Raw genomic sequence first — 19,071 nt, 5'->3', positions numbered from 1 at the left:
TTGTAGAAATGTTGATTTTTGCGGGCTTAGAATGCAAAAACGGACCTCCGTGGAGGTCCGTTGATATGAATTTGGTGCCCGGACTCGGAATCGAACCAAGGACACGGGGATTTTCAATCCCCTGCTCTACCGACTGAGCTATCCGGGCAACGGGGCGCATTAAACCGTAATCCGTACGCTCCGTCAATCAAATTTCTCGATTTATCTACCGGTTGCTTAACTTTACGGCAATTCTGCGCCTGAGGGCGCTTTTTTGCTTAAAATCACATCATGCCGTTATCGCCTTCGCGGGTTTTCCAGCCGCTGGTTACCGATATGGCGCGGCGCAGCCCGGATATGTTGTAGTCGCCAACGATGTCTTCGTCATCGCGCGGTGAGCTGATGGTGATTTCCGCATCAACGCCGTGACGGTATGCGCCGTGGTGGCTGAAGATGGTGCCGATAAAACATTTGTCGTTTAGCCAGACCGGAATATACGCCACGGTTTCATAAATATAATTAGAGGCCACGCCGCTGTAATAGTTATCCGCATCGTCGGCTGATGTACCTGGGGGAATAGGGCAAATCGGCGAGTCGCTGTCGCTCTGTGGCTTATCCTTCAGCAGGCTGCTCTGCATGACTTCCAGCGACTTCAGGAGATCCGATTTTTCTCTGTCGCTGAGTGCAGGAGTCAGAGGCTGGTCTTTTTCCGGCGAGCTGATGTCGCTGAGAGTGTAGCGATAGCGAACCGTCACCGCTGGCGTGCTGCTGGAGGGGCTGAACGGGCGTAATAGATAGAGATTATCTTCGCCAAACTGGCCGTTGTACCAGAGGGCATATACCTGGCCGTTAATTCGCACCCAGTGGCTCCACTGGTTAGCGCCGCGACCGTTAAGGGAATAGAGCGCGCCAGGGACGCCTTCATCAAAGTCATCGCCGTTGCCGCTATCATCACTATTCACCGTATCAAAAGTATCGTCGTTGCGTTTTAATACTCCGGTATAGCTGAAAAGCCCGGTGCCGCCGACGTAGCTGTCGATGATTAAATCGCGTCTGCCGTCGCCGTCGAGGTCCACCAGCGTAAAGCTGACTTTGCCGTTTTCAGAATCGGCGCTGATATCAGACTGAAGGAACGCCTGCCACTCATCATCGCTGATATCGGCGGAAGGTTTTGTCGTCGAGACCAGAGAGTCATCCGCGTAGGCCAGCGTAAAATGGCTGGCATGGCCGCTGAGGGGAAACTGTTCGGCGATTTTATTTAGATCCAACTCCGGGTTGGCCTGCTGCTCTTTTAATACGGCGTTGTATAACGCCTTCAGCGCGCTGTTATCGGCATCTTTCTGCTGTTTGGGGATAACCTGGCTGACGAAGGTAGGTAGCATCCACGCGCCGCCGGGGGCGATTTCACGGCAGTCGCCAGTAGTGTATTTCAGGCTCTGGACAAATGTTTTGCCATCCCAAACGCGTTCTTCACCGCTGATGCAGTCGGCGATACCGCGGCCTTTATTGAAGAAAGTGATAACCCCATCGGCATAGCTTGAAGCGTCAGTCGTCACTAGCTGAGGCTGGGCCTGGAGTGCTTTGTCGACAACCCACATGGCGTAGCCGTCGTTATAGGCCGCGCGCCAACATAGTGTCTGGATCAGCGTGTGGCTCTTATCCAGCGGGGTGGCGGTGAGCTGGCGCTCCGATGCTGGAATATCAGCGTTCTGCCAGTCATCGCAATGGCTGTTGAGCAAAGGGACCAGCTGTGGGAGAAGTTTTTGCCGCTGCTTTGCCGTCAGCGTCGTGGTTGCTGCATTGTGGACAACCGGTGCAGCGATAATTTCCGGAGCGGGCGCAGGTGACAGAATGTTGTCATCACCCGCATCGCCTTTACGCAGCAGCGCATCGGCGGTGCCCAGGCGCTGCTGGAACTCATCCATTTTCAGAAATACGGCGCTGCTGCCCGCACTGGAGAGAAGATTACGCTCGTTGTTGAGCGCTAGCTCAATTTTGCCGCTGTGCTCCAGGGCCTGAATTAGCGCGGCGGTCTGGGTATCATCAAAGCGAAAATGGCTCTCATCGGTGGCGTCGAGACTGCCGTTATCCTGGCCGTCGATAAAAAGATTGACCGCCGCGTCGGGTGGAATATCGCGTTCGGTTTGTGCGAAGGTAGCGAGGGCGATAATGTGCTGCGCCGCTCCTGCGTTGCGGGTCAACAGGACGCTGACTTCACCCGCCGTCGCGCCATAACCAGCGGCGCGGCAGGTGCCTGTGTTGTCGCAGGCCAGCTCCCAGTCTTTGTGCGCGAAAGAAAAACCGTGCGGAGAGGCTGCCAGAAGCGGTGTTGAACACAGCCCCATGATGGCAACCCACAGAAGAGAGCGCATATAAAACCCTGTAAGCATTATCGATGAAGGGGAAATTATATGCGCGATGTATCGGTTAAGATATCGGAATCAGGTTAAGGCTCCGCCCATTCGGCACTGAGCAAAACGCAAAATGTCTTCCGCCAGGCGGCGAGCGGTATCGACGTCGGTCTGGCTGCGTTTGATCAGCAGACGGCTCAGACAGCCCTCGATGATCAGCTCCATCTGCTTCGCGACCATCGCCGGATCGTCAACTTCCAGCTGGCTCAGCAGCTCATGGGTATAGGCCAGTGAAGCCTGCTTTTGCTGCTCAGCAAGCTGGTGAATCGGATGCTGAGCATCCGGATAGAACGTGCAGGCGGCAATAAACAGGCATCCAGGATAACGCTGGTTGCTTACGCAGGTGGTCAGCGCAGCGTAACGCGCCAGCAGCTTCTGCTCCGCGCTTAGCGAGTCGTCCAGCAATAGCTGACGACGCCAGACGTCGACCTGATGGCTGAGATAGCGTAGCGCGTCATACAGCAGGGCTTCGCGGTCGGGCCAGAAACGTTTGAGGTCATCGAGCGGGTAAGCCACGCGCTCGGCGACCATTTCCAGCGTGGTGTTAGCGATACCCTCGATTTCGAGGATTTGGATGGCTTCACCCAGGACATCTTCACGTTGCACGGTCTTCTCCTCCATTTTTCCTCCTAAAGTGTCGCTCACGGTTGTCGATCGCGCAAATGGGCGCTGAATGCCGCAGCATCCATAAACCCGGTAACGCGCTGCGCGGGCTGCTCTTCGCCCTGTTCGTTGAAGAACAGAATCGTGGGTAGGCCGAGCACCTGCAGGTGCTTCAGTAGAGCCGCGTCCTCAGCGCTGTTTTTCGTCACGTCTACCTGTAGCAGAACGGTCTCTTTTAGGGCCTGCTGTACGTCAGGCGAACTAAACGTGTATTTCTCGAACTCTTTGCAGGCCACGCACCAGTCGGCGTACAGATCGAGCATCACCGGTTTGCCTTTGGCCTGGGTCAGCGCCTGGTTCAGTTCATCGACGCTGCTGATGCGGGTAAATTCCAGATGCGCCTGCTGTTGAGCAACCGGTGCACCGAAAGCCCAGTCCTGTAACGGACGAGCGCTGACCAACGCGGCCCCGAGCATGATTATCTGCACAATGCGCAGCCACGGACGCGTGGCGCCCAGCGAGGTAATAAACGCCCAGCTAAAGAAGGCGACGCCGAGCAGCGACCACAGCCGCAGACCCCATAGCTCGCCCACGATACGCTCCAGTAAAAATACCGGCAGGGCGAGGATCACAAAACCAAAGGCGGTCTTGACGTGAGCCATCCACGGGCCGCTTTTGGGCAGCAGGCGGTTGCCGAATACGGTCACCAGGATCAGCGGTAGCCCCATACCGAGCGCGTAGAGATACAGCGTTCCGCCGCCAAGCCACAAATTACCGCTCTGGGCGATATACAGCAGGATGGCGCTCAGCGGCGCGGTGGTGCAGGGAGAGCAGATGAGTCCGGCAATCGCCCCCATCGCAAATACGCCACCCGGCGAACCGCCCTGACGCCTGTTGCTCATCAGCGTCAGACGCGTTTGCAGCGACGAAGGCAATTGCAGCGTAAACAGACCAAACATCGACAGCGCCAGCAGAATAAACACTACCGACAGGCCGATTAGCACATAAGGATGTTGTAGCGCCGCCTGGAACTGTAAACCCGCAGCGGCAACGACCAGCCCCAGCGCGGTATAGGTTAACGCCATACCCTGAACGTAAATAAATGCCAGCAACAGGGCGCGGGCGGTGGAAAGCCGCTGCTTACCGCCCAGCACGATGCCGGAAATCAGCGGGTACATCGGCAGCACGCAGGGGGTAAACGCGATACCAATCCCAATTAATAGCGCCCATAGCGCGGTAAAGGGCAGGTCGGAGCCTTTGTTATCCGGGGTCGGAGGAGGAAGATCAGATGGCGACTCTACCGGCAGGGGGGGGCGCGTTTCCAGTGGTAGGGGCGGGTTGAGCTTTGGTTGTTCGGCCGTAGCGCCGCTGCCGGAGCGCGCGAGCGCTTTGCCGAGCGGCACGATTTTGGTTTCCGGCGGATAGCAGAAACCGGCATCCGCGCATCCCTGATAAGTCACGGTTAGGGTCGCGCCTGCGGCTGCCTGAGTCAGGGTGACCGGTACAGTCAGGCGCTGGCGATAAATTTCGCTTTTGCCGTAGAACTCGTCCTCGTGCCATTCGCCTGATGGCAGTGCAGGTTCGGTAAAGGTGGCGTCGTCAGACGTCAGTTTTATCTGTTTGCGGTAAAGATAGTAACCATCCTTGATTTGCCAGGTCAGATTTATATCGTGTTGACTCTGCTGAAAATCAAAGGCAAAAGCCTGGTCAGCAGGAACGAAGTTCGAACGGCCTGGGGCGTCGAATAATCCGGCAAAAGCCGATGTGCTGCAGAGCAGCAGGATCAGCGTAATGATGCGTTGAGCCATGAGAGGTAATCGTTGTCTCCGTGAATAACGGGCAGAACCAGAAGTTCAGGGGTTTGATACGGGTGATGGGACTTCAGGCAGTCCAGCAGCGCCTGCTGATGGGCAAGGTCGGTTTTCAGCAGCATTTGTACTTCATACTCCTGCTCCAGTTTTCCTTCCCAGTAGTAGAGCGATGTCGCTCCCGGCAGCAGAGTGGCGCAGGCAGCGAGTTTTTCCGCCAGCACTTTGGCCGCCAGATCCTGGGCGGTTGCTTCATCCGGCGCGGTACAGAGTACAACAACAGCATCAGGCGTAGTCATCGTGAACCTCGTATCAGCGAAAAGAGGCACTATAGCATGCAAGGTGGGGAGGATTAACGAAACGGGCCAGGATCTGGCCCGAATTTGAAGAGATTTACAGCATGATGCCGCCAAAAATGAACCCGAGGATCACGCATAGCGTAATGGCGATCACGCCGGGGATGAGGAAGGCATGGTTGAAGACGTATTTGCCAATGCGGGTTGAACCCGTGTCATCCATTTCGACCGCCGCCAGCAGGGTTGGGTAGGTCGGCAGGACGAACAGCGCGGAGACGGCGGCAAACGAGGCGATGGCGGTGAGCGGCGTCACGCCCAGCATGAGCGCGGCAGGCATCAACGCCTTGGTCGTCGCGGCCTGGGAATAGAGCAGGGTCGCGGCGAAGAACAACACCACAGCCAGCAGCCACGGGTAGTTATGCAGCAGGTCGCCAGCTACGGTCTGGATGTCGCTGATATGGGCTTTGACGAAGGTATCGCCCAGCCAGGCCACGCCGAGAACGCAGACGCAGGCGCTCATGCCGGACTTAAAGGTGCTGGCGTTGAGGACTTCACCGGTGTCGATTTTACAAGTGATGCTAATCAGCGTGGCGATAGTCAGCATAAACACTACGATCGCTTCGTTGCGTGGAAGAACCGGCTCTTTGATCAGACCGACGGTATCGCTAATGGCGGTGGCGTAGAACATCACCGCCACGATACCGACCAGGAACAACAGTACGGAGCGTCTGGCGTGTGGCTTAAGTTCAAAAACCTGGCTGCCGCGCAGTTTTACTTCACCTTTCGCCAGCCGTTCCTGATAGATAGGGTCGTCCTTCAGTTCGCAGCCGAGGAAGTTACAAACAATGGCGGTGAGCATGACGGCGATCAGGGTGACCGGAATACAGATCGCCAGCAGAGTCAGGTAGCTGACGCCCAGAGGCTCAAGGATCCCGGCAAAGAAGACCACCGCAGCCGAAATTGGCGAGGCGGTAATGGCTATCTGCGAGGCGACCACGGCGATAGAGAGCGGGCGTGAGGGGCGGATGCCTTGTTCTTTTGCCACCTCGGTAATCACCGGTAGGGTAGAGAATGCGGTATGCCCGGTTCCGGCAAGTACGGTCATAAACCAGGTGACCAGCGGGGCGAGAAAGGTGATGTATTTGGGATGACGCCGCAGCATACGCTCGGCGAGGCTGACCAGATAGTCCATCCCCCCGGCGACCTGCATGGCGGCAATAGCGGCGATAACCGCCATGATGATTTCGATGACGTCGAAGGGGATCGCGCCGGGTTTAATTTGAAAAACGAGGGTCAGGACGAGGACGCCCAGGCCACCAGCAAAACCGATGCCGATACCCCCGAGTCTGGCTCCCAGATAAATAGCCAGCAGGACAATAACGAGTTCTGCACCAAACATATATGCCTTCCTTGTTTTATTAACAAGTTGATATTGGATTGTTGTAATTTAGTAGATAAATAAGAACAAAAAAGGCATGTCATCGCTGACATGCCTATGGTTAGTTTACTCTGAAAATTTACTGTTCGCTTTCATCGGTGTATCGCTTCGCTTTATAGGCCGGATGCATCAGGTTTTGCGCTGAGAAGATGTCATCCAGCTCTGCTTCGGTCAGCAGCCCGCGTTCAAGCACTACGTCCCTGACGCTTTTGCCCGTTTCGGCGCAAATCTTGCCGACGATATCGCCATTGTGGTGGCCAATATACGGGTTGAGATAGGTGACGATGCCAATCGAGTTATAGACGTAGCTTTCACATACCGCTTTGTTGGCGGTAATGCCGCTGACGCATTTTTCCAGCAGGTTGTAGCAGGCGTTGGTCAGAATATGGATAGATTCAAACATCGCCTGACCAATCACCGGTTCCATCACGTTCAGCTGTAGCTGACCGGCTTCGGAAGCCATGGTGACGGTGGTGTCGTTGCCGATAACTTTGAAGCACACCTGGTTGACGACCTCCGGGACTACCGGGTTCACCTTGGCTGGCATGATAGAAGAACCGGCCTGCAGTTCGGGCAGATTGATTTCGTTCAGGCCAGCGCGCGGGCCGGAAGAGAGAAGGCGCAGGTCGTTACAGATTTTGGACAGTTTTACCGCCAGGCGTTTCAGAGAACTGTGGACCATCACGTAAGCACCGCAGTCAGAGGTAGCTTCGATCAGGTCTTCGGCGGGTACGACTGGCAGGTTGCTGACTTCCGCCAGCTTTTGTACCGCCAGCTGTTGGTAACCATCCGGGGTGTTCAGTCGGGTACCGATAGCGGTCGCGCCGAGGTTCACTTCCAGCAGCAGTTCAGCGGTGCGCAGTATGCATTTGGTCTCTTCGTTCAGCAGAACGTTAAACGCGTGGAACTCCTGACCGAGGGTCATCGGTACCGCGTCCTGTAGTTGGGTACGGCCCATTTTAAGAATGTCCTGGAACTCAACGGCCTTCTGCTGGAAGCCTTCGCCAAGCTGGTTAATCGCATCGACCAGCTTGAGGATAGAGGCGTAGACCGCGATGCGAAAACCGGTCGGGTAGGCATCGTTGGTGGACTGGCATTTGTTAACGTGGTCGTTAGGGTTGAGGTACTGGTATTCGCCTTTCTGATGGCCCATCAGCTCAAGGCCGATGTTCGCCAGCACTTCGTTGGTGTTCATGTTAACGGAAGTGCCAGCGCCGCCCTGGAACACATCAACCGGGAACTGGTCCATGCATTTGCCGTTATTCAGAACCTCATCGCATGCGGCGATAATGGCATTGGCCACGCTTTTGGGGATAGTTTGCAGCTCTTTGTTAGCCTGCGCAGCGGCCTTCTTCACCATCACCATACCCCGGACAAACTCAGGTATGTCACTGATTTTGTTGTTGCTTATGTAGAAGTTTTCAATCGCTCTCAGAGTGTGGACGCCGTAATATGCGTCAGCTGGAACTTCCCTGGTACCCAACAGGTCTTCTTCGATACGAATGTTGTTTAACATGTGAACCTTCTCTTTCAAGCTGCCTATGAATTCACCAAATACGCAGGATTTATGGGATTTAGCGTATTTTCCGGCCGAATATTATTTCCTTAACCGGCCCGGTGCCCACGATCATATGCTGATGATAGCGAATATCAGTCATCCTGATCACTTATTATGTAGTGAATCCTATAAGAATTATTAATCTGTGAAATGAATCACCGCTTTTCTATTCTTGAAAAAAATAAGCTTTTTTTACGATTGAAAAATGACGTTTTGGCCCAACATATTTTGAATGCGAATAGCACAACGATTATGACTACGGTCGCCGACATCGGCGTCCGTTAATGAAGGAGACGCCGGTGCGTTGGATTCCGTTAATTGCCGTTTTTTTATATGTTTACATTGAGATATCGATCTTTATCCAGGTCGCCCATGTGCTTGGCGTCCTGCTGACGCTGATTCTGGTTATCTTCAGCTCGGTGGTGGGGATATCGCTGGTGAAAAACCAGGGCTTTAAAAACCTCATGCTGATGCAGCAGAAAATGGAAGCAGGGGAAAGCCCAGCGGCCGAGATGATCAAAAGCGTATCGCTGATTATTGCCGGTTTGCTGCTGCTGCTGCCGGGGTTCTTTACCGACTTCCTGGGTCTGCTGCTGCTGTTGCCGCCGGTGCAGAAACACCTGACGTTGAAACTGATGCCGCATCTGCGTTTTAGCCGGATGCCGGGCGGTGGATTTAGCGCCGGAACGGGCGGCGGCGATACCTTTGAAGGTGAGTATCAGCGTAAAGACGACGAGCGCGACCGTCTCGATCATAAAGACGATCGCCGCGACTAAGATTCCTCAGGCCGGGGAGCCCCGGCCTACAGTATCCTCTCTGCTAATCTGCGCTTTGGTAAAAACAGCCACAGCACCGCCAGCATGATAAATGCGTACAGGCTTTTCCAGCCAACCATTGCCAGCAGCAGCAGGCACAGCACGCTGCCAACGACCGCTAACACGCGATAACGACCCTGTAGCAAACGGCAGCCCGCCAGCATGCACAGCAGATAGATCATGATAAAGATGCCATTGGCGTAGACGATCAGGGCATCAAGATTGATATTGAGCACATAAATGCACAACGCGCTGATGACGCAACAGCCCAGCACTGCATTCAATGCATTACGCGGAATTTGCCGTGGCGACAGTCGGGCCAGATAGCTTTCTGGTTTGTGCTGCGCCTGCGACCATACCAGCCGGGCAAAGCTCTGAATATAGATATTGAGGCTGGCGAAACAGGCGAGATAGCCGATAACGCAGGCAATCCACAGTGCCTGGACGCCGAACAGGCGTACGACGATATTGGGTAGCGATGCGGCGGCGGCCATCTCTTCGCCAAAGGCGTGAAAATGTAATACTACCACGGTGCAGGCCCAGTAGACGGAACCCGCCAATAACAAGCCGATCATCAGCGCGCGGGGGAAGTCACGTTCTGGCCGCTTAAATTCAGACGCCAGGTGAGCGAAAGCTTCAAGGCCGACAAAACACCAGAACATCACCGAAAGTGCAGAAAAAAGCTGCGAGCTGTCGATATTTTCAGGGGCAGGGAAGGGGATTTGCGTTGGGTTTATCTCGCCGCGCCACCAGATGGCGACGATCAGGGCAACAATCATCACAGCAACCAGGGTTTGCAGGTTGGCGCTAGAACTGGCTCCGCGTGAGCCGACCCACCAGATAATCGCCAGCGTCCCCAGTTCGGCCAGCAGCAGCTGGCTATCGTGCCAGCCAAAAAGCGCCTGGCCGAAGCCGGTAGCGATATGCAGGGCTGCGGGTAATCCGACCGGGATCACTGATAAAAAAAGCCAGCCGGTGACGCGCGCCAGATGCGGGCCAAAAGCCATATCTACAAAATGTGCGACGCCGCCTGCGCTGGGATAGTGGCGGCCTAGCGTGGCGAAGACGATGGCGATCGGGAAAACCAGTAAAATCAGCGCGGGCCAGGCCCACAGGCTGTTATTGCCGGCAACCAGCGCGGCCAGTGCCGGGACGGCAAAGACGCCGGTTCCCAGTAATGATGTGGAGAGTAATCCCACTCCCTGTGCAAGCCCCAACTCCTGTTTTAAACCACTCATGATTCAACCTTGCGCCCGGCAAAACATGGATGGTATCACAATCGCTTTTGCTTATGACGTCAGGTGAGGGCGGCAAATTTGTGTGCGTCGGAGCACGAGGACAAATTTTTTTTTAGTTTTCCCCTTGAAGCGGGAAAATCCCATCCCCATCTCTCAGGGCACTAGCCGGAAAACAGTGTGCGGACCGGCGTCATCCATAACTGATAATGACTTTCTCAAAGGAGAGCTATCAAATGAGTATTCGTCCGTTACATGATCGTGTGATCGTCAAACGTAAAGAAGTTGAAACCAAATCTGCTGGCGGCATCGTTCTGACCGGTTCTGCGGCGGCAAAATCAACTCGTGGCGAAATCATCGCTGTCGGTAAGGGCCGCATCCTGGAAAACGGAACCGTGCAGCCTCTGGACGTTAAAGTTGGTGACATCGTGATTTTTAACGATGGCTACGGCGTGAAATCCGAGAAGATCGACAATGAAGAAGTGTTGATCATGTCCGAAAGCGACATCCTGGCAATTGTTGAAGCGTAATCCGCGAACGACACTGAACATACGAATTTAAGGGAAAGATTAAAATGGCAGCTAAAGACGTAAAATTCGGTAACGACGCTCGTGTGAAAATGCTGCGCGGCGTAAACGTACTGGCAGACGCAGTTAAAGTTACCCTCGGCCCGAAAGGCCGTAACGTGGTTCTGGACAAATCCTTCGGTGCGCCGACCATCACTAAAGACGGCGTTTCCGTAGCACGTGAAATCGAGCTGGAAGACAAGTTCGAAAACATGGGCGCGCAGATGGTGAAAGAAGTTGCCTCTAAAGCGAACGACGCTGCAGGCGACGGTACCACCACCGCAACCGTACTGGCGCAGGCTATCATTGCTGAAGGCCTGAAAGCCGTTGCTGCGGGCATGAACCCGATGGATCTGAAACGTGGTATCGACAAAGCTGTCGTTGCTGCTGTTGAAGAACTGAAAACGCTGTCCGTACCGTGCTCCGACTCTAAAGCTATTGCTCAGGTTGGTACCATCTCCGCTAACTCCGACGAAACCGTAGGTAAACTGATCGCAGAAGCGATGGATAAAGTCGGTAAAGAAGGCGTGATCACCGTTGAAGACGGTACCGGTCTGGAAGACGAACTGGACGTGGTTGAAGGTATGCAGTTTGACCGCGGCTACCTGTCCCCGTACTTCATCAACAAGCCGGAAACCGGTGCTGTTGAGCTGGAAAGCCCGTTCATCCTGCTGGCTGACAAGAAAATCTCCAACATCCGCGAAATGCTGCCGGTTCTGGAAGCCGTAGCGAAAGCGGGTAAACCGCTGGTTATCATCGCTGAAGACGTTGAAGGCGAAGCGCTGGCAACTCTGGTGGTTAACACCATGCGCGGCATCGTTAAAGTGGCTGCGGTTAAAGCACCGGGCTTCGGCGACCGTCGTAAAGCGATGCTGCAGGACATCGCAACCCTGACCGGCGGTACCGTTATCTCTGAAGAGATCGGTATGGAGCTGGAAAAAGCGACTCTGGAAGACCTGGGTCAGGCTAAACGCGTTGTGATCAACAAAGACACCACCACCATCATCGATGGCGTGGGTGAAGAAGCTGCGATCCAGGGCCGCGTTGCTCAGATCCGTAAGCAGATTGAAGAAGCAACTTCTGACTACGACCGTGAAAAACTGCAGGAGCGCGTTGCTAAACTGGCAGGCGGTGTTGCGGTAATCAAAGTCGGTGCGGCTACCGAAGTTGAAATGAAAGAGAAAAAAGCACGCGTTGATGACGCCCTGCACGCGACCCGTGCAGCGGTAGAAGAAGGCGTGGTTGCTGGTGGTGGCGTGGCGCTGGTTCGCGTAGCCGCTAAACTGGCTGGCCTGACTGCTCAGAACGAAGATCAGAACGTCGGTATCAAAGTTGCGCTGCGCGCAATGGAAGCACCGCTGCGTCAGATCGTTTCCAACGCGGGTGAAGAGCCGTCTGTTGTTGCGAACAATGTGAAAGCTGGCGAAGGTAACTACGGTTACAACGCAGCGACCGAAGAATACGGCAACATGATCGACTTCGGTATCCTTGACCCAACTAAAGTGACTCGTTCTGCTCTGCAGTACGCAGCATCCGTTGCTGGTCTGATGATCACCACCGAGTGCATGGTCACCGACCTGCCGAAAGGCGACGCTCCTGATTTAGGCGCTGCTGGCGGCATGGGTGGCATGGGCGGTATGGGCGGCATGATGTAATCGTGCGCTATACCCCTTAGAAACACGGAAACCCTCGGGCAGAAATGCTCGGGGGTTTTTCTTTTTGTCGTCTTTTTAGTATAAGGTTGTACATCCGGGCCAGTGCGTCCAGCTCATTGATCGTGGGGAATAACATGCAGGTAAAATATTTAGCAGGGATTGTCGGCGCAGCATTATTGTTAGCAGGTTGCAGCTCCAGCAACGAATTGACCTCTGGTGGCCAGAACGTTCGCTTTGTAGAAGATAAACCGGGTTCAGAATGTCAGCTGTTAGGGACTGCGACGGGTACGCAAAGTAACTGGTTATCCGGGCAGAATGGCGACGAAGGCGGCTCTATGCGCGGTGCAGCAAACGCCCTGCGTAACCAGGCGGCAGAAATGGGTGGCAACGTGATTTACGGTGTCAGCAGCCCGACGCAGAACCTGCTGTCGAGCTTTGTCCCGACAGATAGCCAAATGAACGGCCAGGTTTATAAGTGCCCGAATTGATTTCGTCGCGGGTTGTCCCTCTCCTTGTGGAGAGGGGAACCCGGGCAACGGCTGGAAAGGTAGAGCCGTTTTCTACATCCTTGTAGATGCCCAAATACGTTAAGGCTTGAGTGATCCTTGAGTCTTAAGGCAGAAGGTATAAAGCGGATCGAGACATTCTTTTTTAGTTAATACCTGCGTTGGCAGTGCTGAAATACGCTGGCAAAAGGTCTGGCATAGCGGATATTTTTCCTGGAGTGCTTTTAACATAGGAGTCAGATGCGCAACTCTCTGAACAATACTTTCTACCTCTTGAGTTTCTGGTTGCGCATTGGTTTTGATGACTGTCCCCGCCAGAATCTCTTTACCCCTTTCCGTTTCGAAACAATAAAGTACTGTAAGATAATCCGAAAATAGATGTAGTTTCCAGAATTCATGCTTTATCTCTTTGTAATTCAAATATTCGAGATTTGACAAGTCTACTGAATAGCACAATAAAAAATCAAGCAAAGAGCCAATTACTTGCATAGTTTCTTTATCATCTATAGCTTCAATGGCTTTTTGGATTGCCATAATAATAAATTCAACCTGCGTATCATTTATTTCCAGAGTAATGACTTTCTCATTTTGTAACATGACAATTAGTGTGAATTTCTCATCTTTGAACTTAGGCGTCAGAGATGTAACGAGATTTTCAGGGTTGGGCTGCATGACTTCAGCAGAAACAATTTCTGGGATATTAATTGTCAATGACTCAATATCAGCCTGAGCTTTTATTTTATAAATATCTCCATTAGCAATAATGCGCTCTGAGACCTTTATCATTATGCTTCGTAAAAGTATTAGAAAATCAACAAGAGTAGCTATCTGCATATAAAATATACGAGAGCTATCGTTAGCATCTTTTACTTTGAATATCATGAGAAAAAGATGATCACCTTGTTTAATGGGGGCTGTATTTATTCCCTTAATAATCATATTATTTACTCTTTGAATTTGGTTTAGTAAGGTTGAGATATTGAACTATAATCAGACAGGTCAATTACACGATCGGCTGACGCAATTGTCGATGGTCTATGTGCGACGATAATTCGTGTAATGCTTAAATTGGAAATAGCCTGATTAATACTTGCTTCATTATTCAGGTCAAGATGACTAGTTGCTTCATCCATAAATAAAATGCCTGGTCTACGGTATAGTGCGCGGGCAATCAATAGCCGTTGTTTTTGTCCACCTGAAATACCAGTACCAAGTTCGCCAATAAGAGTTTCATAACCCATCGGCATCTTCATGATTTCGTCATGGATATTACTATTGCGTGCGCATTCTATTATAAATGCTTCATCTGCATTATCCTCAAACCCACAAATATTTTCAGCAATCGATCCGGAAAATAGGCGGTCTTCTTGCAGAACGCATGCTGTACTTAGACGATAGTTGTTCAATCCTATTTTGTTGATATCCAACTTATCAGCAAAAACATCGCCGCTGGTTGGTGAAAGCAATCCGCACATGACTTTTAGTAAGGTGGTCTTTCCGACGCCCGATGGACCGATAAGAGCCACCGATTCCCCTGGTTCAACAACAATATTCAGATTGGAAAACACAGGCTGAGTGAAGGCATCATACTGATAACTTAAACTCTTAACTTCAAGTTTTACTCCCTTATCCTGCTCGAACACGCGACGAGAAGGCATCTCACTCTCAGGTTCAGTAAAAACAATCTCGGAAAGTCTTTCATTATGCAGAGATAGCATACGTAGTTGCATAAAGAGATCGATCAAACTTGATGCTCGCTGAGAAAATTGCCCACGGTAGGCACTAAATGCCATAAACATCCCAAGAGTCATACTATTATCAATGACCGCCAGAGCACCTAACCATAAAATGACAACCTGATCGATAGATGATATTAACGTGTTAATACCACTGAACATCATATCAAAACGTGTTTGTTTAATTCCGGCGTTGCAGGCATCGATATTTAGATTCAACCAATTCTGTGAGCGTCTTTCCTTCAGGTTAAGCGCTTTAATGGTTGCTATGCCGTATAGTGATTCCATAAAATGCGAGCTGGAACGTGCTCCTTTAATAACCTGTTCTTCAGAAACCCGGCGATAGAACCGATATGTAGCCAGGCGCATAATCGCATAGCATAATGTGAACCCGACAACGACCCAGACAAGCCATCCACCATACAGAGTCAGCATAATCAGGAGACCGATGGTCATAATAGTATCGATAATTCCGGTAACAATACTATTTGTGAACGTTGAACGAATAACATCCAGTGATGAAAAACGGGATTGGATATCCCCTAAGTGACGTTTTTCAAAAAATGATAAAGGCAAACTTGTCAGGTGATCGAAAAGTGTAGTTTTCCATTGTATATTTGTTAGTGTATTCAGTGTTAAAGATATCCACGCTCGTAGCATACTGATAAATGTACGGAATAGAGTAAATGAAACTAATCCAATACATATAACAGCAAGCAGACTTTGATCGTGAGCCATGATAACATGGTCTGTCACCATTTGTGTGCCGACTGGCAGTAAAAGCCCAATAGCTTCTATGACTACTGAGAAAGCGAAAATTTTTATAAGGGTATTTTTCAATCCTATAATATTACGCATTAAATCAAGTAAGCGTAAACGTGATTTTGCTTTCTCCTGTTTAAAATTCTGATCTGGCCATAGTTCAAGGGCTACACCGGTAAAATAATTTGACATTTCCTGCATGCCAATAATTCGTTTTCCGAGAGTAGGGTCATGCACGACAAAGCTAGTTTTGCGAACCTTAGTTAATACGACATAATGGTTCATACCCCAATGAATAATACACGGGAGCTTAAGCTGATTAATTTCATCAATATCTAATGATAATGCGCGACTTCTTAATCCCGCTCGCTCTGCTGTTTTATTAAGAGATAGCAGTGTTACGCCTTGGGCTGGGCTGCCGTATCGTTGGCGAAAATTAAATAAATCAATATTGAGTCCATAGAAAGAAGAAATCATCACTAGGCAAGCAATTCCACACTCAGCAGCCTCAGATTGTAAAATGATGGGTGTTTTTCTTCTCAGTGAAAAATTAAGTTTGCTCACGATTGTTTTAAATAATGTCTCAGTCATTGATTGGCCCGCTTACGCTCTGAGTGATCTTGTATAATGGTGTAAACATCCACATATAAAGTGGTCGCTCTTCAAGAAAAACGATAGCCTGCGCTTTCAAACCATTAGATAACTCCAGATTATTTCCATTGTATATAAATTTATTATTGTTTATTTTAACTATTTTTTTATATAGAGCGAGCTCTTGCTGATTAGAGCCTGTGGTCACGTTAGTATATTCAGACATCTCTTGACGAGAGGCTGGCACTGAAGATATTGATAATATTTTTCCTGGGAATTGACCAAATTTATCTGATGGAAAGGCATCATAACGAATATTTACAGTATCCCCAGAACTTACGTAAGGTATAGCATTATTAGGTAACCATAAAATCAAAAAGTACTCAATGTGACCAGTAGGTTTTATTTGTGCGAGGCTGCTACCTTTATCGACCATCTGTCCAGCAGTTACTGCCACTGATTCAATTTTACCATCAGAGGTTGCTTTGATAATGAGGTTACCATTTGCATTGGATTCGAGACGCTGGTTTTTATAGTCATTAATTTGGTTTTTTTGGTTTGAAACTTGATTATCAAAGTCAGCTGCTTTGGTTACAATATCACTTTTTAGCTGCGTTAGTTGCGATTCTAACTGCATTTTCTGGCTAATCAATGATTGGTAAGTACCTTGCTGTTGAAAATAGAGTGAATGCTGGTAGTTATATTGATCCTTAGTAATTAAACCTTGTTTAAGGTACTGATCATAACTTGAAAGGTTCTCTTTCATCTTTTTTAAGCCAATATCCGCATTAGTCAGCATTTTATTGGTTTCTTTTAATGAGGTTGAATATTGATGTAGCTGAATATTCAATGCATCCATTGTCTCTTCTTTATTTTTTTGTAATTTAGCAATGATCTCTTCTGCATTGGCTATTTTTTCAGTTATAGCGGCAGTCATAGAGATATTTACATTGCCATGTATAGTTGAGCGAGATATATCCAGCTCGTACAGTGGTGTTCCTTTACGAACGAGATCCCCTGTCACTGCGAATTTTTTGACCACAAATCCTTGCTGGGGAGCAAAAACATTAATTGAATGCGGCAGCGTTATAACTTCGCCTTTAACATCAATACGCTGTGTATAGCTGCAAAATCGTAGAGTCAAAATTAAAAGTAGAAGGAATGCTGAAGAAATTGTAAGAATTAGCCATGCAGGCATCCCTGCAAGTAATAAAGCTTTTCCTTTCCAGTGGTTCTTTTTATACTCAATCGCTTCCTTGCGATATAGATTTCTACTCATTTGTATTCACTTCATATGGAATTGGTTATCGAAAATAATTATAAAGTTGTCATGAATTTTTAGCTTGATTCATGAAATGATGCATGCAAGTTATTAGACTTGCATGCATTAAATAAAATAATTTTTATGGTTTAATTAGTTAGGCTTAAATCCACCTGCAGTGCCATCCAGGATGCCATCAATCAAACGGGTAATTTGACCGTTGACATAATCAGCACCATTGTAAGCACCCATAATGCCACCGAAAACAGCCCCTTGGATCGCTCCCCAAATAGAACCAATACCTACAGTAATTACACCAAAACCTAAAATACCACCACCTTTACCTTGACCAGTCAAACCGCCTTGCAGGCCACCGCCAGAAGCATAGCCGATTGCGCCAATTGCCGCTCCTACAGCCGCATCAACCAGACCAGTTAGAATACTTTGGGAGCCATCAAGAATCTGGCTGATGCCTGCACCTGACACATCATTCATTTCAAGAACTGTTAATTCTTTCATTTTTATTCCTTAATTAAAAATTATCCATTAAATAAGTTATATTAATGAAGTCTTATAAGCATCTAAGTTGCTCGAAGATTTCGGTGGACATAATAATGTATAAATATCTTTATTCAACACTTTTTTAGACAATTCATGTTGAATTTTAACTGTTCATGTACTAACGCTGACATTCAGCATTGTTTTCATTTTAATTACTTGGGTATGTACTATGTCTTTATTGTAAATTGATGGTTTGAATATAAAAAGCCATCGAGTGATGAATTCTCGATGGCCTGATTCTTTACTCTATGCACATCAATTTTCTTGTAAGATAATTTCAAACATCGCGCGAACTCCGCCGGGAGTGATGTTATTGGATAATTTATAATAATCAGCACTAAGCGTGAGAGATTGTGTTTTACCCACGCTGGGTATTGAATAACTCGTATAATCGTAGAATTTAATCGCTGATGTGCCTTTTTTAATCACAAACCCAACATCTTTAGCTCCACCTGATGCAGTTGGGATACTGTTAAATAAGACTCCATCTATTGATGGTGAGTTTTCAGTTATTGGGTTGAACCAGTATATATATTTAGTTCCTACTGAAGAATCTGGGCAGGAAATATCGAGGTTAATATCTTTTTGTTTACCAGTATTCCCTCCTTGTGCAACGGCTTTAAGCTGTGTTGCTTCAATGCTGGAGAGAGTAATAGTACTCCCAGTGCGCGGAGTAACGTTGCATGATGTATCCTTATAGGTGAATGGCCCAAGCGTAGCATTAATTTTCAACAAACGGGCCGTTGCGGAGTTAGCCTGAACTTGTGGTACAGAACCTGCCAGATATGAAATTGAGATCTTGAACGAACTTGTTTTACTCGTGTCAATATTTTCAGTTGTTTTAATCAACCACATTGTGACTTGTGATACGGGATTTGCTGTTAAATTCCAGGCAGAAACTGCCCCCATTGTTGCCGGAATCGGACGGCTATTTGTGCCCGATATAGCGTCGGATATCTGATAACCTATACCTGGAATTCCTGTTTCATAAACAGTTCCGCCCTGAATTCCTTTTACACCCGGTGCTTCAATAGCACCTGGTGAGGCAACAACAGCATAAATATCGGCTGTTCCGCAATTGGAAAAACTTTTCATGTTGCTAACGTTGCCACCAACTGTTCTTACTGATAACACCGAACCTGCTGGTAATGTGTTATCAGATAAAATTTTTGAAGAGAGTGACATATTAACAGTGGCTTCTGAACCACTATAGTTACAGGTAGCCTTAACTGGTAAGCTTGTGAAAAATAAGCAAATAAAAAATATTGATTTCTTCATTATGTTTGAATA

The 19,071-nt window shown here is 49.3% G+C and carries 16 protein-coding genes and 1 tRNA gene; 4 read left to right on the top strand and 13 right to left on the bottom strand.

The window, feature by feature from the left end; translation table 11 throughout:
- Positions 1 to 72 precede the first annotated feature (72 nt).
- The 7 genes from FN082_RS04705 to aspA form a co-directional block, all read right to left on the bottom strand.
- Positions 73 to 148 (bottom strand) — tRNA-Phe (locus FN082_RS04705).
- Between the two features lie 115 nt (positions 149 to 263).
- Positions 264 to 2,351, bottom strand: coding sequence for a DUF1176 domain-containing protein (locus FN082_RS04700; RefSeq protein WP_142981206.1), 2,088 nt, complete (start codon positions 2,349 to 2,351; stop codon positions 264 to 266).
- Between the two features lie 69 nt (positions 2,352 to 2,420).
- Positions 2,421 to 2,996: a transcriptional regulator gene (locus FN082_RS04695; protein WP_139540902.1), complete on the bottom strand. Its 576-nt coding sequence runs from the start codon at positions 2,994 to 2,996 to the stop codon at positions 2,421 to 2,423.
- Positions 2,997 to 3,031: 35 nt separating this feature from the next.
- On the bottom strand, positions 3,032 to 4,801 hold the full coding sequence (locus FN082_RS04690) for a protein-disulfide reductase DsbD (RefSeq protein WP_142981205.1): 1,770 nt from the start codon (positions 4,799 to 4,801) through the stop codon (positions 3,032 to 3,034).
- A complete protein-coding gene (gene cutA / locus FN082_RS04685; protein ID WP_112216238.1) occupies positions 4,777 to 5,100 on the bottom strand; it encodes a divalent cation tolerance protein CutA in 324 nt (107 codons plus the stop codon). The genes FN082_RS04690 and cutA overlap by 25 nt, the downstream gene beginning before the upstream one ends.
- A gap of 94 nt (positions 5,101 to 5,194) precedes the next feature.
- Entirely contained in the window at positions 5,195 to 6,496 is a 1,302-nt protein-coding gene (locus FN082_RS04680) for an anaerobic C4-dicarboxylate transporter (RefSeq protein WP_139540904.1), read from the bottom strand.
- A 118-nt stretch (positions 6,497 to 6,614) separates the two neighbouring features.
- On the bottom strand, positions 6,615 to 8,051 hold the full coding sequence (gene aspA / locus FN082_RS04675; protein WP_139540905.1) for an aspartate ammonia-lyase: 1,437 nt from the start codon (positions 8,049 to 8,051) through the stop codon (positions 6,615 to 6,617).
- Positions 8,052 to 8,392: 341 nt separating this feature from the next.
- Here aspA and FN082_RS04670 point away from each other — a divergent pair, with 341 nt between their 5' ends.
- Positions 8,393 to 8,869 (top strand): FxsA family protein, encoded by a 477-nt coding sequence (locus FN082_RS04670; protein ID WP_139540906.1) that lies wholly within the window; start codon positions 8,393 to 8,395, stop codon positions 8,867 to 8,869.
- Positions 8,870 to 8,895: 26 nt separating this feature from the next.
- Here FN082_RS04670 and yjeH read toward each other — a convergent pair whose 3' ends face one another.
- A complete protein-coding gene (gene yjeH / locus FN082_RS04665; RefSeq protein WP_142981204.1) occupies positions 8,896 to 10,146 on the bottom strand; it encodes an L-methionine/branched-chain amino acid transporter in 1,251 nt (416 codons plus the stop codon).
- Positions 10,147 to 10,379: 233 nt separating this feature from the next.
- On the opposite strand from yjeH, the gene FN082_RS04660 reads away from it, so the two are divergent.
- The 3 genes from FN082_RS04660 (at position 10,380) to FN082_RS04650 (ending at position 12,852) form a co-directional block, all read left to right on the top strand.
- On the top strand, positions 10,380 to 10,673 hold the full coding sequence (locus FN082_RS04660; RefSeq protein WP_003855929.1) for a co-chaperone GroES: 294 nt from the start codon (positions 10,380 to 10,382) through the stop codon (positions 10,671 to 10,673).
- Positions 10,674 to 10,717: 44 nt separating this feature from the next.
- Positions 10,718 to 12,364, top strand: a complete 1,647-nt coding sequence (gene groL, locus FN082_RS04655; protein ID WP_139540908.1) for a chaperonin GroEL — start codon at positions 10,718 to 10,720, stop codon at positions 12,362 to 12,364.
- Between the two features lie 134 nt (positions 12,365 to 12,498).
- Positions 12,499 to 12,852, top strand: a complete 354-nt coding sequence (locus tag FN082_RS04650; RefSeq protein WP_098363153.1) for a DUF4156 domain-containing protein — start codon at positions 12,499 to 12,501, stop codon at positions 12,850 to 12,852.
- 99 nt (positions 12,853 to 12,951) lie between these two features.
- Here FN082_RS04650 and yjeJ read toward each other — a convergent pair whose 3' ends face one another.
- From yjeJ to FN082_RS04625, 5 genes are all read right to left on the bottom strand, one after another.
- Positions 12,952 to 13,809 carry a YjeJ family protein gene (yjeJ, locus tag FN082_RS04645; RefSeq protein ID WP_142981203.1) on the bottom strand — a complete coding sequence of 286 codons (858 nt, stop codon included), beginning with the start codon at positions 13,807 to 13,809 and terminating at the stop codon, positions 12,952 to 12,954.
- Positions 13,810 to 13,832: 23 nt separating this feature from the next.
- Positions 13,833 to 15,959, bottom strand: a complete 2,127-nt coding sequence (locus tag FN082_RS04640; RefSeq protein ID WP_142981202.1) for a peptidase domain-containing ABC transporter — start codon at positions 15,957 to 15,959, stop codon at positions 13,833 to 13,835.
- Complete coding sequence (locus FN082_RS04635; RefSeq protein WP_142981201.1) at positions 15,952 to 17,238, bottom strand: HlyD family secretion protein; 1,287 nt, start codon at positions 17,236 to 17,238, stop codon at positions 15,952 to 15,954. The genes FN082_RS04640 and FN082_RS04635 overlap by 8 nt, the downstream gene beginning before the upstream one ends.
- A gap of 135 nt (positions 17,239 to 17,373) precedes the next feature.
- Complete coding sequence (locus FN082_RS04630; RefSeq protein WP_139540912.1) at positions 17,374 to 17,739, bottom strand: hypothetical protein; 366 nt, start codon at positions 17,737 to 17,739, stop codon at positions 17,374 to 17,376.
- 297 nt (positions 17,740 to 18,036) lie between these two features.
- Positions 18,037 to 19,059 carry a fimbrial protein gene (locus tag FN082_RS04625; protein WP_139540913.1) on the bottom strand — a complete coding sequence of 341 codons (1,023 nt, stop codon included), beginning with the start codon at positions 19,057 to 19,059 and terminating at the stop codon, positions 18,037 to 18,039.
- Positions 19,060 to 19,071 lie beyond the last annotated feature (12 nt).

It is taken from the genome of Klebsiella spallanzanii, from assembly GCF_902158555.1.
GTDB classification, from domain to species: domain Bacteria; phylum Pseudomonadota; class Gammaproteobacteria; order Enterobacterales; family Enterobacteriaceae; genus Klebsiella; species Klebsiella spallanzanii.
Note: the sequence above shows the minus strand (reverse complement) of the source record. Positions and strands in the feature narration are given on the sequence as shown.